Origin of the sequence: Halovenus rubra (assembly GCF_026586665.1) — an archaeon.
In the GTDB taxonomy this organism is placed as follows: Archaea; Halobacteriota; Halobacteria; order Halobacteriales; family Haloarculaceae; genus Halovenus; species Halovenus rubra.
Window position 1 is genome coordinate 15,588 of the sequence record NZ_JAODIY010000008.1, and the last position, 17,109, is coordinate 32,696.

Here is a 17,109-nt window from a genome sequence, read left to right on the forward strand (position 1 = left end):
ATCGTCAATGGACGTTGCGGACATCCCGAACGTTCCGAATTGGCTTCCGGAGCATCTCGGGGCAGAGGGTATCGAGTCGTTGTATCCACCACAGGCAGCAGCCGTCGACTGCGGCGTGACGAACGGTGACAACCTTGTCGCCGCAATCCCAACAGCCAGTGGCAAGACCCTTGTCGCCACGCTAGCGATGCTGTCGAGCATTGCTGGCCCCAACGGAGACGGGGGGAAAGCCCTCTATATCGTACCGTTGCGGGCGTTGGCAAGCGAGAAAGAAAAAGAGTTCGCCGAGTTCGAAACTCACGGCCTTGATGTCGGTGTTTCGACGGGCAACTACGAGTCAGATGGTGGCTGGCTTGCCGGGAAAGATATTATCGTCGCAACCAGCGAGAAGGTGGACTCGCTGGTTCGCAACGATGCGCCATGGCTCGAAGACCTCTCGTGTGTTGTCGCCGACGAGGTTCACCTTGTCGACGATAACCAGCGCGGCCCGACACTCGAAGTGACACTTGCCAAGCTCCAGTCACTCAACCCAACACTACAGACCGTAGCACTCTCGGCAACTATCGGGAACGCCGACGAACTCGCCGACTGGCTCGATGCGGACCTCGTCGACTCGACGTGGCGGCCAATCGACCTCAAAAAGGGAGCGCACTTTGGCGATGCACTCCATCTTGAAGATGGATCACAGTCTCGCGTTGCAGTCAGCGCCGACGAGAACCAGCCTGCGGCTATCGTCCGGGATACGCTCGAAGACGAAGGGTCAACGCTCGTGTTCGTTAACTCCCGTCGCAACGCCGAATCAGCGGCCAGACGACTCACGGACACTGCCGAACCGTTTCTCTCGCCCGAAGAGCAGACTGAGCTCGCCGATATCGCCACAGAGATACGAGAGGTAAGCGATACAGACACGAGCGCGGACCTCGCCGACGCGGTCGAACAGGGTGCAGCCTTCCACCACGCGGGTCTTGCCCGGGACCACCGTACCCTCGTCGAAGAGGCATTTCGTGACCGACTCGTGAAAGTGGTCTGTGCGACACCGACGCTCGCGGCCGGTGTCAACACCCCCTCTCGGCGGGTTGTTGTCCGGGACTGGCGGCGGTACGACGGGACTGCCGGTGGAATGCAACCCCTTTCAGTACTTGAGGTCCATCAGATGATGGGCCGGGCAGGACGTCCCGGCAGGGACCCCTACGGCGAGGCGGTACTGGTCGCAAAGAGTCACGACGAGCTTGACGAGTTGTTCGAACGATACGTCTGGGCTGAGCCGGAACCGGTTCGCTCGAAGCTCGCCGCCGAGCCCGCACTGCGCACTCACATTCTCGCTACCGTCGCGTCCGGATTCGCTAGCTCTCGGAGCGGTCTGCTTACGTTTCTCGAAAGCACACTCTATGCCGAACAGACTGCTGACAGTGGCCAACTCGAAACGGTGGTTGACGACGTTATCCAGTATCTTACCGTGAACGACTTTCTCGACAGTGAGGGCTCTGCCCACGACAGCGAGGGTTCTACCCTCGACGGCGAGGAAGAAACGCTTACAGCGACGAATCTTGGCCATACGGTCTCCCGGTTGTATCTCGACCCGATGAGCGCCGCCGAGATTCTACACGGGCTCGAAGAAACAAAAGAGCCGAGCGCACTCGGGCTATATCACCTCGTAAGCCGAACGCCCGATATGTACGAGCTATACCTGCGCTCGGGCGATGAGGAGGAGTATACAATGGAAGCCTACGAGCGCGAAGATGAGTTACTGGGGACAGCACCGTCGGAGTTCGCGGAAGGGTTCGAGGATTGGCTGTCGTCGCTGAAGACGGCACGCTTGCTCGAAGATTGGTCGAGCGAAAAAGAGGAAGAAACAATTACCGAGCGATACGGTGTCGGCCCGGGAGATATCCGCTCAAAAGTCGACACTGCACAGTGGTTACTCGGGGCCGCCGAGTCACTGGCCACCGAGCGTGACCTCGGTCTGGGGCCGGATATCCGTGAGGCACGGACTCGTGTTGAACACGGCGTCAGGGCAGAGCTGGTCGACCTTGCAGGCGTTCGCGGGGTCGGTCGCAAGCGTGCCCGTCGGCTGTTCGGTGCCGGCATCGAGACGCGTGCTAGTCTCCGGGAGGCCGACAAATCAACGGTACTGGCTGCCCTCCGTGGACGAGAAAAAACCGCCGAGAACATCCTCGAAAACGTCGGCCACCGTGAACCCTCGATGGAGAATATCGAGCCGGCTACTGATGTGACAGTCGACGCTGATGACGACAGCGAGGAAACAGCTGAGGCGACAGCACAGAATCAGTCGAATCTGGGTGATTTCTGATGCAGGTAATCGAAGGGATTGTCCAGCTTAGTGATGTCGAACAGTTTGTCGAACGGCTCGATGAGGTGGCAGACGACCATGACTCGACGGTCCAAGCGTTCGATGCTCGCTACGTCGTCGACCGTACGCATCTCAAACGTGCCGTCGAGACTGCACGCCGCGAGCGCGAGCGTGGAAACGAAATTGCTCGTGACCCCGGTGTCGAGATACTGTTGTATGCGGCTGGGCGGCGGCAGATACAGGATGCACTGGAGATGGGTGTCTCAGAAGGCAAAAACAGAGTCGTCATCGTTGTCGTTGGCGGAGATGAACAGGCAGCTGTGTCAGCTCTTGAAGAGATAGTCGAACCGGCCAAGACGCTGGGCACGTACGACCCCGAGATTGTCCAGTCGTTTTTCGACGTGAGTGAAAAAGAGCAAGCCGCGACAGACGGGACTCTCGCAGCTAGCGTCCGTGAGCGTGTTGGGCTGCTCGTCGTTGACCGATAGGATATGACAGAGACAGCACCAGAGACAGCGTTGACAGACGCTGTCAGTATCGGAAACGTCGACCTGCCAAACCGGCTCTACCGTGCACCACTGCTAGAGTGTGCCGGCAACGGCCCCGATGCTGTCAAGACATTAATCGACGAACTTGAACCGACAGCGGCGTCGGGGGTCGGACTCATTTTTCAGGGCGCAAGTATCGTGACGGAGTCAGGAGGCTGTGCCGCACCCAATATGACACGGTTTCACGACCCCGAGTTTGTCACGAAGCTGTCTCGGTTGACCGAGCGGATTCACGATCACGGGTCAAAGATATTTGTTCAACTCGCAGAAGGCGGCCTCCGGAGCATGAGTATGTGGCACGCGGAGTACCGGGACCGTCACCCGGAGGCAGTCCAGAAAGCCGTCTCACGCCCGCCATGGCAGTTGCGCCTTGCCGACCGAGCTGGGATCATTAATCTGCAGACAGAGGTGTTGTCGACCCCAGAGGTCAGGGAGCTAGCGGAGGCGTTCGGCCGGGCAGCGGGCTACGCTGTCGATGCGGGATACGACGGAGTTCACCTTTCGGGGGCAAATATGGGAATTATCCAGCAGTTCCTCTCCCCATACTACAACGGCCGTGACGACGAGTTCAGTGATGGCGTTCAGTTTCTGCTGGCAGTCCGCGAGGCAGTACGAAAACACGCCGGCGACGTTCCACTGGTTACGAAAGTCCCAGTCGAAACGGCATCGCCACCGTTTGTCCGTCGGCATCTGACCCGTGAGGACAGTCTGGGTATTGCACGCCGGCTGGCCACAGCCGGGTACGATGCCCTCGTTCCGGTCGACGTGTCTGTCTACTGGGATATGAGCGTTGTCCGGGGTGCATATCCACAGCGCGCATGGAAAGCATCAGAGCTACAGACAGAGTACGCGACTGTCTTCGGCGGGCGCTGGCGTGCTCGGGCGGTGAGTTTCCTCAACCGTCTTGAATCCATGTGGTATGACCGTGATCCCGGCTGGAACGCCGATTTGTGCCGGGCAGTCCGCGAGGCGGTAGATATTCCGGTGCTCTGTGAAGGCGGAATACGCAAACGGAGTCATTGTGACCGACTGCTCGGCGACAGCTGTGACCTCGTTGGAATGGCCCGTCCGTTTTACGCTGAGCCACGGTTGGGAGCACGTTTGCTGGATGGCAAAAAGCGCGCGCTCTGTGAGAGCTGTAACAACTGCGCTATCCCGCAGGCGACCGGAGAGCCGGGTCGGTGTCGAACTCCATCAGTCGTCCGCGAGCGAGCGCGCCTCGAAAAAGAGGGCGTTTACGACCGAGACGAGTGACTGGCCCTCAGAATGGCTAGACCGTACTGAAAAGAGGGGAGAGCAGGCGAAAGACAGGGCAACACGGCAACGCAGTTCGTAATCGAGCGATTCACTCGGTATCAGGTGCTTCGTCGATGAGGATAACAGCTTCACCGTCAATGACAACATCGCTATTCTCGTTGTGAACCTGTGTCGTCAGGCGGAACTGACTGTTGCCGAGTTCCTCAACGATTTTACAGGAAGCAGTCAGTGTCGAGCCGATGCGGACAGGGTTGTGGAATTCGAGATCTTGTGAAAGGTAAACAACAAGCCCCGGAATGCGTGCGAGTGCAGCACTGATGAGACCGCCAACAAGTGTGCCATGAGCGATGCGGCCCTGGAACCGCGTCTCCTCGGCGTACTCATCGTCGAGATGTAGCGGGTTCGTGTCGCCGCTCGCAGCGGCAAACTCCTGTACGTCGTCATCGGCGATTGTTTTCGTGAACTCAAACATGTCCCCGACTTCGATATCTTCCGGTGAGGAGGCTGTCGTATCGGCGTCCCACTCCGGAAGATCCTCGTCAGGTTCGATACGGTCTGTCGTCTCTACTGCTTCCGTACCGTCCGTTTCAAGCCCAAACGCTGCAAGTGCCGCCCGGTTAGCCGCGACGACGCTCTCGAACATATGTACGGATGTATCTGTCCAGGTATCGAGAAATGCATTCTGCTGAGATTCTGAACTCATTACACCACGTGCTAGGGGACATCCCTTTATAAACTTCGAGGCTAGTTATCGAACAGAATAATTATCTATTGAGAATGTCTGATTCTGTGACAGTATCATATACCCCAAATAGCGTTTAAAACGGGCCAAAGAAGCAGTACGCACGTCACCGGCTACACAGAGGAGACCCAATCTGTTGGCTCGCCATTGTACAGCAAGACACCCGCAGCCGCCGGCTCCCAATGTTTATACGTCGAGCGAGGCAATTTTCGACCGATGACAGACGACAGTGACGTGCCGACTGGTCCACAGGATTTCTTCAAGATGTTCACCGAGACAAGCGAGCAGGCTGTCGAAACCCAGCAGGATCTGTTCAGACAGATGCTCGGTGCTGGGATGTCCGGTGGGATGGACATGAATCAACTCGGTGCGATGAGCCAGACAGCCACGTTCAAAACCCGCGTCCAGAGTGGCGGTCGTATTTCTATTCCGGACGCCGAGCGAGAAGCACTGGATATCGAAGAAGGGGACATTGTTCAGGCAGTTGTCGTCCCGGTCAAGCGTGACCGCGACGAGTGAGAACGGCTGTTCTGCCCACAGTTACGCCCAAACTGTAATAGAAGAGTGTCACACTACCACAGCCTGAGTGTCATAACTGCTGAGCCACAGCACCTCGCGTGTTGCCTTCTCCTGACGAACAAAAACAATCTGAGGAGCTGGTTGGATGTAAATGGTTACAAATGGTATATAATGAAAATCGCTGGAGTCTTGTGTTATGTCCACGTATAGAAGAGTACGATGAGCGAACAGCAATCCCAGGATTGGGGACAGATGATGGAACAGATGAACGAGGCTATCGCTGAGTCCATCGAGCGGAATGTCGAGGCTCAGACGGCCATGATGGAGTCGTGGACCGGTGCTTTCGACGAGACGGGCCTCTCGGAAGACGAGATGGACGACGGTATCGACGGCTATCGTCAGGCCTACCAGGTATGGATGGACACCGCCGAAGAGATGGTTGAACGAACCGAAGATGCCTTCGAAGGCGAGGATGTCAAGCCACAGGAGTTCCGTGACCTCTGGCTGCAGTCAGCAAACGAATCGTTCAAGGAGATTATGTCGACAAGCGCCTTTGCCTCAGCGAACGGCGAACTCGTCGAGATACTGATGGAGGCCCAACAGGAGATGGACGAAGTCACGCAGGATAACCTCGCCCAGTTTGGGATGGCGACGCGAGACGACGTAGTCGAAGTCGGCGAGCGACTGGTCGAACTTGAACGCCGCCAGCACGCAGTCGAACAAAAGCTCGACCGCATCCTCGAAGAACTCGAGTAACACATGCCTTTCAACCCATTCACCGCCGCGCTTGACGCCCAGTCCGCCACGGTCGAAGCGATGGCTGATGCCACGACAAAATCGCAGATTGCTCCGGAGCGGGCTGTCGAGATGGAGACAATCGAAGTAGGCCAGACGCCCAGCGACGTTGTTTACGAAGAGAACAAGCTCGAACTACTCCACTACGAGTCACAGACCGAAGAGCAAAACGAAGTTCCGATTCTCGTTGTCTACGCGCTCATCAACAAACCGTACATTCTTGATTTGCAGCCCGAACGCAGCGTTATCCGCCAACTGCTCAATGCCGGCCACGATGTCTATATGATTGACTGGAACGAGCCCTCCCGGCTCGATCAGCATATCGGGCTTGATGACTATGTCAACCGCTACATCGACAACTGTGTTGATGTCGTCCGTGACCGCTCTGAGCAGGACGCAATCAACATCCTTGGCTACTGCATGGGCGGCACGATGACCACGATGTACACCGCACTCAACGAGGAGAAAATAAACGCGCTTGGCCTGATGGCTGCAGGGCTGTGCTTCGAAAAGACAGGTGGTATTCTTGAAGAATGGGGCAGTGAGGAGTATTATGACCCAGAGTCTGTCGTCGATACCTACGGCAACGTTCCCGCAGAGTTCCTTGACACTGGATTTGCGCTGATGGACCCTGTCGATAACTACGTCAGCAAATACATCACGCTCTACGAGAACATGGACAGTGATGCCTTCGTGGGTAATTTCTCGCGCATGGAGAAATGGCTCGACGAAGGAATTGACCTCGCCGGAAAAGCTTACGTGGAGTTCATCGAAAAAATCTACCAGAACAACGAACTCTACCGCAACGAGCTTGAGGTCGGTGGCGAGACAGTTGATATCGAAGATATCACCGTCCCGATTCTCCAAATTCTCGGCGAATACGACCACCTCATTCCAACGAGCGCCTCCAAACCGTTCAATGAGGCCGTCGGCAGCGATGATATCGAAACAATCGAATACCCCACCGGTCACATTGGTCTCTCCGTGTCGTCATCCTCTCACGAAGAAGTCTGGCCAGAGGTCTGTGACTGGTATCACCGCGTTTCCAACACCGACGAGACAACAGAGGATGTGGCAACGACCGACTCGACAGAAACGAATATTAAATCGGTCGATGGTATCGGCCCGACCTACGCCGAGCGGCTCCAAGACGCGAATATTGAAACTGCAGAAGACCTTGCCACCCACGATGCTAGCGAACTCGCTGCTATCGCGGAAACCACCGAGAACCGAGCGGCGGAATGGCTCGACCAGTTGTAACTCAGGTCTCTCGTTTTTGTGTTTCCCACTCCTCACGGAGGAGTCCGTACTCAATCATGTCGCGGTGTTCGCCGTCAACGAACATGAACTTGCGTCGCCGCCCTTCTTCAACGAAGCCAAGCGACGTAAGTAGACCGCGTGACGCCTCGTTGAAATCATAGGCGACAGCCCCCACTGCGGGCGTATTGTACTCCCGAAAGACATAGTCAACGAGCAGTGAAACCGCCTCTTTCCCGTAACCCTCCCCGTGAACCGCCGGAATAAGCCAGTAGCCGATTTCCGGACGCTTGTACTCCATATCACTTGCCCCGACCCAGCCAATACGTCGCACGTCGTCTTCCGCCGGGGCTGCCGGCCCGACATCGGCACGGTCTCGACAGACCAAAAACTGGTCCGAACCGTCGTCTTCAGCTCCCGCAATCTGTTCTTGGCTCCGTACCGGGTTGCCCGTCGGATACCGGATAGCAGGGTTTGTAAACGTGCGCTGAATGAACGGAGTATCCTCTTGCTCGACTGTCCTGAACGTGAGCCGCTCACCTTCAAGAATACGTGCACCTGGCATAGATACAGCAAGCCCAAGAGAGACAATACATGTTGTGGCTGAATATGACCAACATCAGTACTGGAATCTCAGAACAACAAAAGATTCAGGATGTGACCCCCCACAAATAGGGTACGATGGACACGTGTCGCGAGTGTGATGCCCAGATACCCGACGGTGCGAACTTCTGTCAACAGTGTGGAGCACCGCAAAACGAGGCCGCCGCACAAGCGCTCCACCAGTACACCGAGCGCCACGCACAGGAACTCATCGAGACAAACGAGGTTGCGGGTAACAGCAGTGGCAAGTTGTCCGAGCGTCTGGGCTACGCGCTGGGCTGGATACTCGTCGTTGCTGGACTCGCAGTGGCTCCCAATCCTGCGAGTGGCTTTTTTGTCTTTGGCGGCGTTGTCGCGTTGCCACCAATCCGTCGCCTTCTTGGGAGACAACTCGGCTACACTCCAAGGATGTCACAGATGTTGCTCATCTCGCTAACCAGCAGTGTGATTGGCGTCGGGTTGTTCGTGCTGGCGTAGAGGTACCAGCAGGTTGACTACTGTCTGACGAGTGTTTTTCAGGATAGACTGATTGCAGTCATGCATGGCAACAAGCAAGCAACAAGGCATCCTGTCAGGGCGGGACTGGAGTCGGAGCGCGCTCGTTCGGGCAGTCCTCTTTGTCATCGCCTCGACCATCGCACTGACCGCAAGTTTTCTTGGCGTCGTCGGCCTGCTTACCGGCGAGGTAACTGGGCTTAATAGCCGACTACCACTGTACGTGTTGGTGATGGCGCTTGCATTCGTCACCGCTATCTTAATTCAGCGAGAGAATCCCGTCCTTTCGGCGAAAGACGAGTGTTCCGACCGTCTGTCGGAACCGAGGACTGAGCAGGGCGGGATTCTCTCGCTGAATTAAGATAGTCTTCGGCCATCTCATCATACGCGTCGCGGACGGCGCGGCGTTCGTTCACAGTGGCTGTTTTGGGAGCCAAAATTAAATCTGCTGTCATCCACCGTTTAGTCAGGCGACCACGGCGTCGACAACGACATGGGAAACACCTTCGCTGTATCCCTTTATCTCTCGCAGAGCGTAATCTTCGACCTGCCGGTCAGTTCGCTTGGCGGCCGTGTGGAGACGGTCGACGGGGCGGTCTGGAATCGCTGCCTCAGGCGTGGCCGCGTGCATGTGAACTGTCCCGCCAGACTCCAGTGCGGTCAGCCCACTATCGAGGTACTCGTAGGCGTCGTAGTACCCCATAACGACCCGTTCAAACACGAACTGGCTGTTGGCTTTTTCGACCCCACGAGCGACGACATCCCGACAGTCTGCCCGGTATGTCTCAACAGCCGCCTGAACACCGTTATTGACGACGTTCTCGACGAGGTACTGAAACGAGGTCGGGTTGTGCTCAACGGCAGTCACTTGTGCACCACCCCGGGCCATCGGGAGGGTAAAATACCCGATGCCAGCGAACATATCAAGCACGCGCTCGCCGTCAGTGACAACTTCGCCCATGTGTGCGCGTTCGGCTTTGTTTCCCGGCGAGAACATGACCTCTGCAAGGTCGAGGGCGTAGGTTGTCCCGTGTTCACGGTGAACTGTTTCGGTATCGCCAACCCCGGCAACGACGTCGACAGACGGTTCCCGGTGTTGCCCAGAAATTCCCTCTCGTGCAAGGACCGTATCCGCATGCCCGTGCATCGCCAGCAGGGCTTTACCTACCTCACCGGGACGTGGTACGTCAGCGAGGTCGACCAAAATGACACTGCCGATGACAGCCCACGACCCCGGTGCGTCATCGATTTCACTCTCGTTCCAGCCCCGCTTGCGCAGGTGATCAGCCAGTGTCTGGAGCCGCTGTTCCCCGCGTTGTTCGACGACTTCGAGTACAGCCGTCTGTTGGGGTGGTTCAGTGATTGGAATCGAAACGGTACCGTCTTCGAATGCTGCGATATGGCGACTGTCGTCGTAGACACCTTCAGACTTGAGCGAGGCGAGTGCTATCTGTGTCTCGGTCTCTTCGACGACGGCCGCGAGTGACTGCTCACTCATTCCCGTCGCGGTGTCGGAGTGCAACGGCTATATATCCTCTCTTCGGGGCACCAGTCACTCGTCGGAAGTGTCTTCGCCTGTAACGACAACTGGCCTGTCCGTGTTGAGGATGACTTTCTGCGTGACGCTGCCAAAGAGCGCCTTGCCTGCCGGAGAGCGCTTCCGACCGCCCAGAACAATGGAGTCAACGTCGTACTCCTTGGCGTTGCGAATGATATTGTCGACAGCCTCCAAGCTATCTTCGAGAATCGTGACTTCGACCCCGGCATCTTCGAGGTGTTCACGCGCTCGCCTGACCGAGCTGACCCGCGTTACGGACCGCGGAACGTCTCCCTCCGAATCATCAGTGAAGACAAACAGAATAATTGCTTCGACTTCTTCAGCCGATTTCGGAAGTGAGCTTACGTAGTCCGCCTGTGCCAGTGCCCGTGATTCGCTGTCGTCAACCGGTAGCAGTACGCGATGCATACCACCTCTTGGGAACAATTGCCAATAAAACCAGTGCGTCTTCCTACTGGATGGGCATCAATGAGGCGCTGCTATCGATACTCCGACAAACCAACCAGCTGTGTCCGTATCGCCGGTGTACTAACGCCACACATTCTCTATCGAGGAGAATGTTTTTCTTTTCTGTCCTCCCAAATCCGATATGAACATCCGCCGTGGGGACCCATCGGACAGCGAACGAATCCGGCGGGTGTCAGCCCGGTCCTGTCGTCTAGCGTACGAGGAGATTCTCGACGACAAGACGCTCATCGAAACGATAGAAGACCCCGAGATGACCGAGACCATTCGGGAGTGGCTCGACGAAACGCACGACGACGACCGCGTCATCTATCTTGTGGCCTGTGGCGATGGGGAGATATGGGGCTTCGCACAAGTGTTGACCGGCGAGCGAGCACCCGGGCGGGTCGACGACGAGGAGGCGTACCTGAAATCGCTGTACGTCCATCCCGACCGCTGGGGGAGTGGCGTGGGAAGCGAGTTGCTGTCGACAGCCATCGACCGACTCTCCGACAGGATAACCAGGCTCTCGCTGGATGTCCTCGTCGACAACGATATCGGTCGGAGATTCTACGAGAAACACGGCTTCAAGCAGGTCGGTACTGGCGGGTACGAGGTCAGCGGTGTCCGTTACGACACCGTCATCTACGAGAAGTCACTCGTCGGTCGCCCGTGAGGTGACCATCGACAGTGGTTCTGCCGCCTCTATCTCCGGAACGAAGAACAGCCCGTCGAACTCCCAGGTGAAATCGACGCGGTAGTCTGATTCGAGTCCAGTCTTTATCTCGGGGTCGTACGTCGGCCCAAATGCGCGTGTCTGTGCGTCTTCGAGCCACTCGGTGAGGTCGTCTCCCTCTGTAACAGCGCTCAGGTCGAGATACTGTGGCTCGGAGAACAGCTCGAACAGCGCGCCAACCAGCGTGTCCGTCGCTGGCGCACGAAGCTCTTTGGCTGGAAACTCGACCGAGGCGTCCCGCGTGTCGACGGTTCGGACGGTCCCACGCCCGAACTCAATCCCAAACGCACAGTACTCGTCTCCGAAGCGCTGGTCGAGATGGTAGCCAAGCGGCCCGCAATCCGGCGGGTCCTCGGGGTGTGCATTCCCCTTCTGGAGGTGGCCGTTTGCCGCCCAGATTGCGAGACGGTCGCTCTCTTCGAACTCCCGTATCCACGCGACGTTCTCAGCCATGTACTCGTCGCGCCGCCAGCCGTACTCGTGGCCATATCCAGCTTCGAGGACGACCGCCGCTAACTCGGTCGCCTGTTCGAGCAACTGGACGTGCTGTGACGCCATCCGGTAAGCACGCTTGTCGGTCGCCTCGACGTACTCGTCTTTGCGAGCGTCGAATCTGTCGCCGAGGTCCTCAACCAGTTCTTCTACCGTATCAATCCGGTTCCGGACTTCCTCCTCGGAGGCGTCCTGCTCGCCGTCGCGGTTAGTGGGCTTGATGCCCTTGCGGGCAACGTCGAGTGCACCCCCAATCTCGTCGCCGAATGCCGGGTCGACCTGTTCGAGGAACCCACCGAGTTCGGCTGCCGGGGCCTTCGTCGATTGCACATCGAACCCGTAGAACCGGATGCGGTCCGCCATCGGTCGACCGTCGTTGAACTCTCGCATCCACTCGATGAGCGATTTGACCGCGTCTGTCTGCCATACCCAGAACTCAAGCGCTTCAAGTGCGCTTTCGGCGTCGCCTTCGCCGTGAACGACGTACTCGTTGATTGGGAGTGCCTCTGCCAGGTGGGTCTCAATCCCGAACAGCCTGAAGTCGTGTTCGGTGACGAGTCTGGCGAACAGCCGGTGTTTGAGCGTGTAACAGTCTCTGAGTCCGTGGCCGGCTTCGCCAAGACCGATAATACTCGCCTCGCTAACCTGGTCGTCGATAACAGCCAGGTCCCTCGTGTCGCCAGTGAATTCGGTGGTGTCGATTGAGTCGTCTATACTAACAGGCAATGCGTGTCGTGACATGTGTTGTCCTCGTGTGTATCGTCGGACGGTCGGTTATCGATGCGTCGTACCGGACGGTGGGCCAGGGAAATCCAGCCACGAGGATTATCGAATCTGTTTCATGATCGAAGACAGGTGCGCCGAGAGTCGTCACACCGATGACAGTGCAGTCGATTACCACACTATTAGAGCTTTTCAAAGGAAAACGGCTCGTGCGCGTACGGCGAAAAGAAACCAGTCAAGCCTGCAAGGAGTAGTTACGACTCGCTGCCAATCATGTCGAACTCGGAGCCGACACCGCCGTCAACGGCATCCTCGTAGACAACGTGGGCGGCGGCAACGTCCTGAATCGCCAGCCCGGTCGAATCGAAGATTGTTACGCCGTCCTCAGGCGTCCGAGCGTCGATTTTACCGGCGACCACGTCGCCGATTTCGCCGTGGATGTCGTCGTCGTCAAGAACGCCGTCGTGCCACGGGACGTTGATTTCGCCCGAGTGTGTACACTGCTCGTGGTCGTCGATGACGAGCTTTGCTTCCTGAAGAATCTCGTCAGCAATCTCGTGTTTGCCTTCGGCGTCGGCACCCATTGCGTTGATATGGGTCTCGTCGCCGGCTTCCTCGACAATTGGGTCACGGACGGGTGTTGTCGTCGACACAACATCACAGGCAGCCGCTTCAGCAATAGAGCCCTCCTGTACGTCGAAATCATCGCCATATTTGTCGATGAACGCAGCCCGAATGTCGTCGTCAAGGTCACTGATTACAACCGTCTCGATGTCGCGCACCTGAGAAATAGCGTCGAGTTGCGAGTGAGACTGCACGCCCGCGCCAACCAGGCCAAGCGAGGTGGCGTCCTCGCGAGCGAGGTGGCGGGTTGCAACCGCTGCGGCTGCGCCGGTCCGAAGCCGTGTCAGGTCCGTTGCGTCCATCACAGCCAGCGGGAAGCCGGTGTCTGGGTCGGAGTAAATAAGCGTGCCCATCACCGTCGGCAGCCCCTCTTCGTCGGGGTTATTCGGGTGAACGTTGACCCACTTGACCGCTGAGGCGTCCCAGTCGTCAGTCTCGATGTACGCTGGCATCGACCGGAAGTCGCCGTCGTACTGTGGGAGGTCAACATATGACTTTGCAGGCATCTGTACGTCGCCCCGTGCGTATGCCCCGAATGCCCCTTCAACAGCGTCGATTACTTCCGCAATCTGTGTGCTTTCTGTTACGTCTTCCGCGTCAAGGATTACCGTCTGCATATTTGGTGTATGGCAGGGGGTCCCACTTAGCAGTTGATGTATCGATTCGCCATGTTACTCTCTCTACTAACTCTTCACGCAGGTGTTAGGTCTGTGCCGGATACGGTCGTTGTCGCACCTCTTCATAGAGGACAGTCGACGGAGGAACCGAAAACCACCCAATGTCGGCTATTTCGCCATCTTTGGCCCGAACAGCACCGTCGACGTACTCGCCATCGAAGACGGCGATAACCTCGAAAATAGACGCCGGATGGCTGGCCGTGATGTTCTCGATTTTGTGTAGTTCACGGAGGCCAGTGAGCGTACAGTCAATGCCAGTCTCTTCACGTACTTCTCGTTTGGCAGCGGTCGCATACTCCTCTCCGACTTCGACTTTTCCGCCGGGGTCGGCCCAACCGTCCTCACCTTCGTTCCGGACGAGGAGGACTTCACCATCGTCGTTGGTTATCCAGACACCGGCACCATCTAACCGACCCTGTTCGAACTGCGTTAGGAGGCGGTCGAACGCCACTTCCGAGCGTTCCCATCTCTTTTTGACAACCTCGAAAGAACCGTATTGCTGTTCGAGATCCGCCAAGATGTTGTCGACTCTGGTTTTGCTCCGTGCAGTGATAGAATGTGTATCGTCCATTGCTTGGCTAGGCAACCGCGCGCTCGACAGCATCAACAGCCGTCTCGATGTCTCCGTCATCGATATCCCAGTGTGTACAGAACCGGACGACGTGATCGTCGAAGGGAACGCCACGCACGCCCTCATCCTCACAGGCATCAAGGAACGCCGCTGCTGGTGTGTCAGTTTCGATAAGGACGATATTCGTCTCGGGTTCGTGGGCAGTGAGACCGGCAATGTTGTCCAGCGCCGCAGCGAGTCGTTCGGCTCGCTCATTGTCCTCAGCGAGACGGTTTCGGTTTTCCAGTGCACACAGTCCCGGCGCAGCGATGAGACCAGCCTGCCGCATCCCACCGCCAAAGAGTTTCCGCACACGAGTTGCTGCCTCAATGAACTCCGCTGAGCCTGCAAGTATCGAGCCGACCGGTGCACCCAATCCCTTCGAGAGACAACACATCACCGAATCAACTGGCTCGACGATGTCGGCAACGGGCGTTTCGAGCGCTGCTGCGGCGTTGAATAGTCGCGCACCGTCGAGGTGGACCGGCACATCGAGGTCGTGGGCTGTGTCGGCAGCTGCTGTGATTGCCGCCGGCGAGATTGCCGTCCCGCCCTTGCTGTTGTGGGTGTTTTCGAGCGTGAGCAGCCCTGTTCCCGGCCGGTGGAGATCCGTCTCGACGTACCCCTGTCGGACCTGTTCAGGGGTGATGACACCGCGGTCGTCACCTGCAATGATTCGTGGCTGGACCTCAGCGTGCTGTGCGAGGCCGGCAACCTCCCACTTGTAGATATGGCTCTCCTCTTCACAGAGGAGTTCTTGGCCGCGCTCGGTGTGAGTCCGGGCCGCAATCTGGTTGCCCATCGTTCCGGAGGGAACAAAGAGTGCAGCTTCCATCCCGAGTACCTCGGCGGCTTGGGTTTCGAGGTCGTTAACTGTCGGGTCCTCACCGTACACGTCATCGCCCACGTCTGCGTCCCGTGCCGCGTCACGCATCTCATCGCTTGGCAGTGTGACTGTGTCGCTTCGGAGATCTATCATGCCTACAACTATCATCCCATGCTTCTAAATAACGTGGTCTTGCTCTTGACACAGAGACACTGTCCCTGAACAACCAAGTCATCAGGCTGTTTTGGGTCTGGTATGGTCTCTGATATCGATGACACGGCACGGCTCGTCGAAACCACCGTCGGTAACTCGGACATTCGAGAGTTCGTGACAATCCATGACTCTGAGATAGGTGACGGCTGCAAGATTTACGAGCGCACCTCAATCAAGAAATCAACCGTCAGCGACAACGTCGATATCAACGCAGGCAGCTACGTCGAGAACGCAACAATCGAGAGCAACGTCCAGATTGGGCCAAATAGTACCGTTGCGGGCGTGACCCACGAGCTAACTGAAGACGGGATGACGTTCCGCAACGACGTATTCGAGCCAATTGTGCTTCGCGAGGGTGTCTTTCTGGGTGCGGGAACCGTCGTCGGTCCCGGCGTCGAGGTTGGGAAAGACGCGATTATCGCGGCAGGTGGGACTGTCACAGATACTGTCGCTGCCAGAACAGTCGTGCTCGGTTCCCCACCAGACCAGCAGCGTCTGCGACTCGATGAGTGGCGGCGTTGACCGTTCGAGCAAGCAGGGCCACTCACATAGCACGGTCCAGTAGCGCTCTTTATTCGGCGACCGTAAGTTCGTTCTCGTCAATTGGGTCTTCAATATCGCCCATAATCGTCTCAAGCAGATCGGTTATAGTTACCATTCCGACAACAGCACCGTCTTCGATGACGAGCGCGATTTCTTGGTGTTCGGTCTGGAACTGGTCGATAGCATCGCTCACGTCAGTATCTGGAGAGAGTGTCATCGTCGGTGCCGCCACCTCAGTGAAATTAAGCGATTCGGCCGCCAATTCGTCGCGACGGCGGAGAAGAACCGGTGTGTACACGATACCCTCGAAATCAGTCAACGACTCACCGACAAGCGGGTACCGCGTGTGTGGCGAGTCCTCTAACTTCTGGATATTCGCTTCTGGAGAATCGGCAGTCGAAAGCGAGACAATGTCTTCTGGCGGGACCATGACATCTCCAACGGACTGCTCACCGATTGTGAGCGCGTTCATAATCTCGTCGCGGCGTTCCTCGGGAAGGTCGCCTTCTTCGAGGACTGATCCAAGTCGGTTCCGGAGGTCTGCCCGCGTTTCGATGACTTCCTGTTCGGCTTCTGTCCACGACTGCGTCATCTCGACGCCGAACAAGCCGAGCGTTCCCTTCGCAACCGAGTCACCGACCCAAATAGCCGGTGCAAGAATCTTTGCAAACCAGTACAGTGGCCGCGAGCCGTAGCGACAGACCTGTTTGGATCGTTCGACGCCAAGATACGTCGGTGTCTGCTCACCGTGTGTGAGATGGACCAGATTGATAATCAAGAACCCAAGAAGAGAACCGGCTCCGACAGACGCGAGCGTCGTATTCTCAAACAACGGCTCAAAGAGTGCTGCAAGTCCCGGTTCGGCGATAATTCCCAGCGCAATACTCGTGGCAGAAATCCAGACTTGACACGTCGTCAGATAGAACTCCAAATCATTCGTCATTTCCCAAGCGAGTTCGAGCCCTGGCGTGTCGAACTCCGATTTAGGATACTGTCTAGCGCGTGTCAAGCCAAACTCAATTGCGACAAAAAACGCGTTTATCGCGATAAGAGTGATCCCACCGAGGAGCCGTAAGCCAATCTCAAGCGGTTCCATAGATGCCCGCTACCGACGGCCGACTGAAAAAAGTACAGGA

19 protein-coding genes are annotated in these 17,109 nt (G+C 57.2%); 10 read left to right on the forward strand and 9 right to left on the reverse strand.

All coding sequences use genetic code 11. The features are described 5' to 3' along the window. The first annotated feature begins 7 nt into the window (after positions 1 to 7). From N5098_RS06245 to N5098_RS06255, 3 genes are read left to right on the forward strand one after another with little or no spacing between them, the layout of a single operon-like run. On the forward strand, positions 8 to 2,311 hold the full coding sequence (locus tag N5098_RS06245; RefSeq protein WP_267636866.1) for an ATP-dependent DNA helicase: 2,304 nt from the start codon (positions 8 to 10) through the stop codon (positions 2,309 to 2,311). Beyond that, positions 2,311 to 2,799 (forward strand): KEOPS complex subunit Cgi121, encoded by a 489-nt coding sequence (cgi121, locus tag N5098_RS06250; RefSeq protein ID WP_267636867.1) that lies wholly within the window; start codon positions 2,311 to 2,313, stop codon positions 2,797 to 2,799. The genes N5098_RS06245 and cgi121 overlap by 1 nt, the downstream gene beginning before the upstream one ends. Before the next feature lie 3 nt (positions 2,800 to 2,802). Then, complete coding sequence (locus N5098_RS06255) at positions 2,803 to 4,113, forward strand: oxidoreductase (RefSeq protein ID WP_267636868.1); 1,311 nt, start codon at positions 2,803 to 2,805, stop codon at positions 4,111 to 4,113. A gap of 91 nt (positions 4,114 to 4,204) precedes the next feature. Here N5098_RS06255 and N5098_RS06260 read toward each other — a convergent pair whose 3' ends face one another. After that, entirely contained in the window at positions 4,205 to 4,759 is a 555-nt protein-coding gene (locus N5098_RS06260; RefSeq protein WP_267637022.1) for a MaoC family dehydratase, read from the reverse strand. A gap of 315 nt (positions 4,760 to 5,074) precedes the next feature. On the opposite strand from N5098_RS06260, the gene N5098_RS06265 reads away from it, so the two are divergent. From N5098_RS06265 to phaC, 3 genes are all read left to right on the forward strand, one after another. Next, entirely contained in the window at positions 5,075 to 5,377 is a 303-nt protein-coding gene (locus N5098_RS06265) for an AbrB/MazE/SpoVT family DNA-binding domain-containing protein (RefSeq protein ID WP_267636869.1), read from the forward strand. 219 nt (positions 5,378 to 5,596) lie between these two features. Continuing rightward, the gene (locus N5098_RS06270) at positions 5,597 to 6,133 is read left to right on the forward strand and encodes a poly(R)-hydroxyalkanoic acid synthase subunit PhaE (RefSeq protein WP_267636870.1); all 537 of its coding nucleotides are present in this window, start codon (positions 5,597 to 5,599) and stop codon (positions 6,131 to 6,133) included. A 3-nt stretch (positions 6,134 to 6,136) separates the two neighbouring features. Beyond that, positions 6,137 to 7,432 (forward strand): class III poly(R)-hydroxyalkanoic acid synthase subunit PhaC, encoded by a 1,296-nt coding sequence (phaC, locus tag N5098_RS06275; RefSeq protein ID WP_267636871.1) that lies wholly within the window; start codon positions 6,137 to 6,139, stop codon positions 7,430 to 7,432. A 1-nt stretch (position 7,433) separates the two neighbouring features. On the opposite strand, the gene N5098_RS06280 is transcribed toward phaC, so the two are convergent. After that, on the reverse strand, positions 7,434 to 7,994 hold the full coding sequence (locus N5098_RS06280) for a GNAT family N-acetyltransferase (protein WP_267636872.1): 561 nt from the start codon (positions 7,992 to 7,994) through the stop codon (positions 7,434 to 7,436). 116 nt (positions 7,995 to 8,110) lie between these two features. Here N5098_RS06280 and N5098_RS06285 point away from each other — a divergent pair, with 116 nt between their 5' ends. Then, entirely contained in the window at positions 8,111 to 8,509 is a 399-nt protein-coding gene (locus tag N5098_RS06285; RefSeq protein WP_267636873.1) for a zinc-ribbon domain-containing protein, read from the forward strand. A gap of 64 nt (positions 8,510 to 8,573) precedes the next feature. Then, entirely contained in the window at positions 8,574 to 8,888 is a 315-nt protein-coding gene (locus N5098_RS06290) for a hypothetical protein (protein ID WP_267636874.1), read from the forward strand. 105 nt (positions 8,889 to 8,993) lie between these two features. On the opposite strand, the gene N5098_RS06295 is transcribed toward N5098_RS06290, so the two are convergent. Then, the gene (locus N5098_RS06295) at positions 8,994 to 10,025 is read right to left on the reverse strand and encodes a class I SAM-dependent methyltransferase (RefSeq protein WP_267636875.1); all 1,032 of its coding nucleotides are present in this window, start codon (positions 10,023 to 10,025) and stop codon (positions 8,994 to 8,996) included. Positions 10,026 to 10,079: 54 nt separating this feature from the next. Beyond that, positions 10,080 to 10,493 (reverse strand): universal stress protein, encoded by a 414-nt coding sequence (locus N5098_RS06300; protein ID WP_267636876.1) that lies wholly within the window; start codon positions 10,491 to 10,493, stop codon positions 10,080 to 10,082. 181 nt (positions 10,494 to 10,674) lie between these two features. Here N5098_RS06300 and N5098_RS06305 point away from each other — a divergent pair, with 181 nt between their 5' ends. Next, a complete protein-coding gene (locus tag N5098_RS06305; RefSeq protein WP_267636877.1) occupies positions 10,675 to 11,205 on the forward strand; it encodes a GNAT family N-acetyltransferase in 531 nt (176 codons plus the stop codon). Here N5098_RS06305 and N5098_RS06310 read toward each other — a convergent pair. From N5098_RS06310 to N5098_RS06325, 4 genes are all read right to left on the reverse strand, one after another. Then, positions 11,185 to 12,498, reverse strand: coding sequence for an erythromycin esterase family protein (locus N5098_RS06310; protein WP_267636878.1), 1,314 nt, complete (start codon positions 12,496 to 12,498; stop codon positions 11,185 to 11,187). The two genes, N5098_RS06305 and N5098_RS06310, sit on opposite strands and share 21 nt — an antisense overlap. Before the next feature lie 236 nt (positions 12,499 to 12,734). Then, positions 12,735 to 13,721: an ornithine cyclodeaminase family protein gene (locus tag N5098_RS06315; RefSeq protein WP_267636879.1), complete on the reverse strand. Its 987-nt coding sequence runs from the start codon at positions 13,719 to 13,721 to the stop codon at positions 12,735 to 12,737. Positions 13,722 to 13,806: 85 nt separating this feature from the next. Next, positions 13,807 to 14,352: an NUDIX hydrolase gene (locus N5098_RS06320; protein WP_267636880.1), complete on the reverse strand. Its 546-nt coding sequence runs from the start codon at positions 14,350 to 14,352 to the stop codon at positions 13,807 to 13,809. Between the two features lie 7 nt (positions 14,353 to 14,359). Beyond that, on the reverse strand, positions 14,360 to 15,370 hold the full coding sequence (locus N5098_RS06325) for a threonine aldolase family protein (RefSeq protein WP_267636881.1): 1,011 nt from the start codon (positions 15,368 to 15,370) through the stop codon (positions 14,360 to 14,362). Positions 15,371 to 15,472: 102 nt separating this feature from the next. On the opposite strand from N5098_RS06325, the gene N5098_RS06330 reads away from it, so the two are divergent. Beyond that, a complete protein-coding gene (locus N5098_RS06330) occupies positions 15,473 to 15,952 on the forward strand; it encodes an acyltransferase (RefSeq protein WP_267636882.1) in 480 nt (159 codons plus the stop codon). A 49-nt stretch (positions 15,953 to 16,001) separates the two neighbouring features. Here the strand turns inward: N5098_RS06330 and N5098_RS06335 are convergent, their stop codons facing one another. Continuing rightward, complete coding sequence (locus tag N5098_RS06335; RefSeq protein ID WP_267636883.1) at positions 16,002 to 17,069, reverse strand: hemolysin family protein; 1,068 nt, start codon at positions 17,067 to 17,069, stop codon at positions 16,002 to 16,004. Between the last annotated feature and the right edge of the window lie 40 nt (positions 17,070 to 17,109).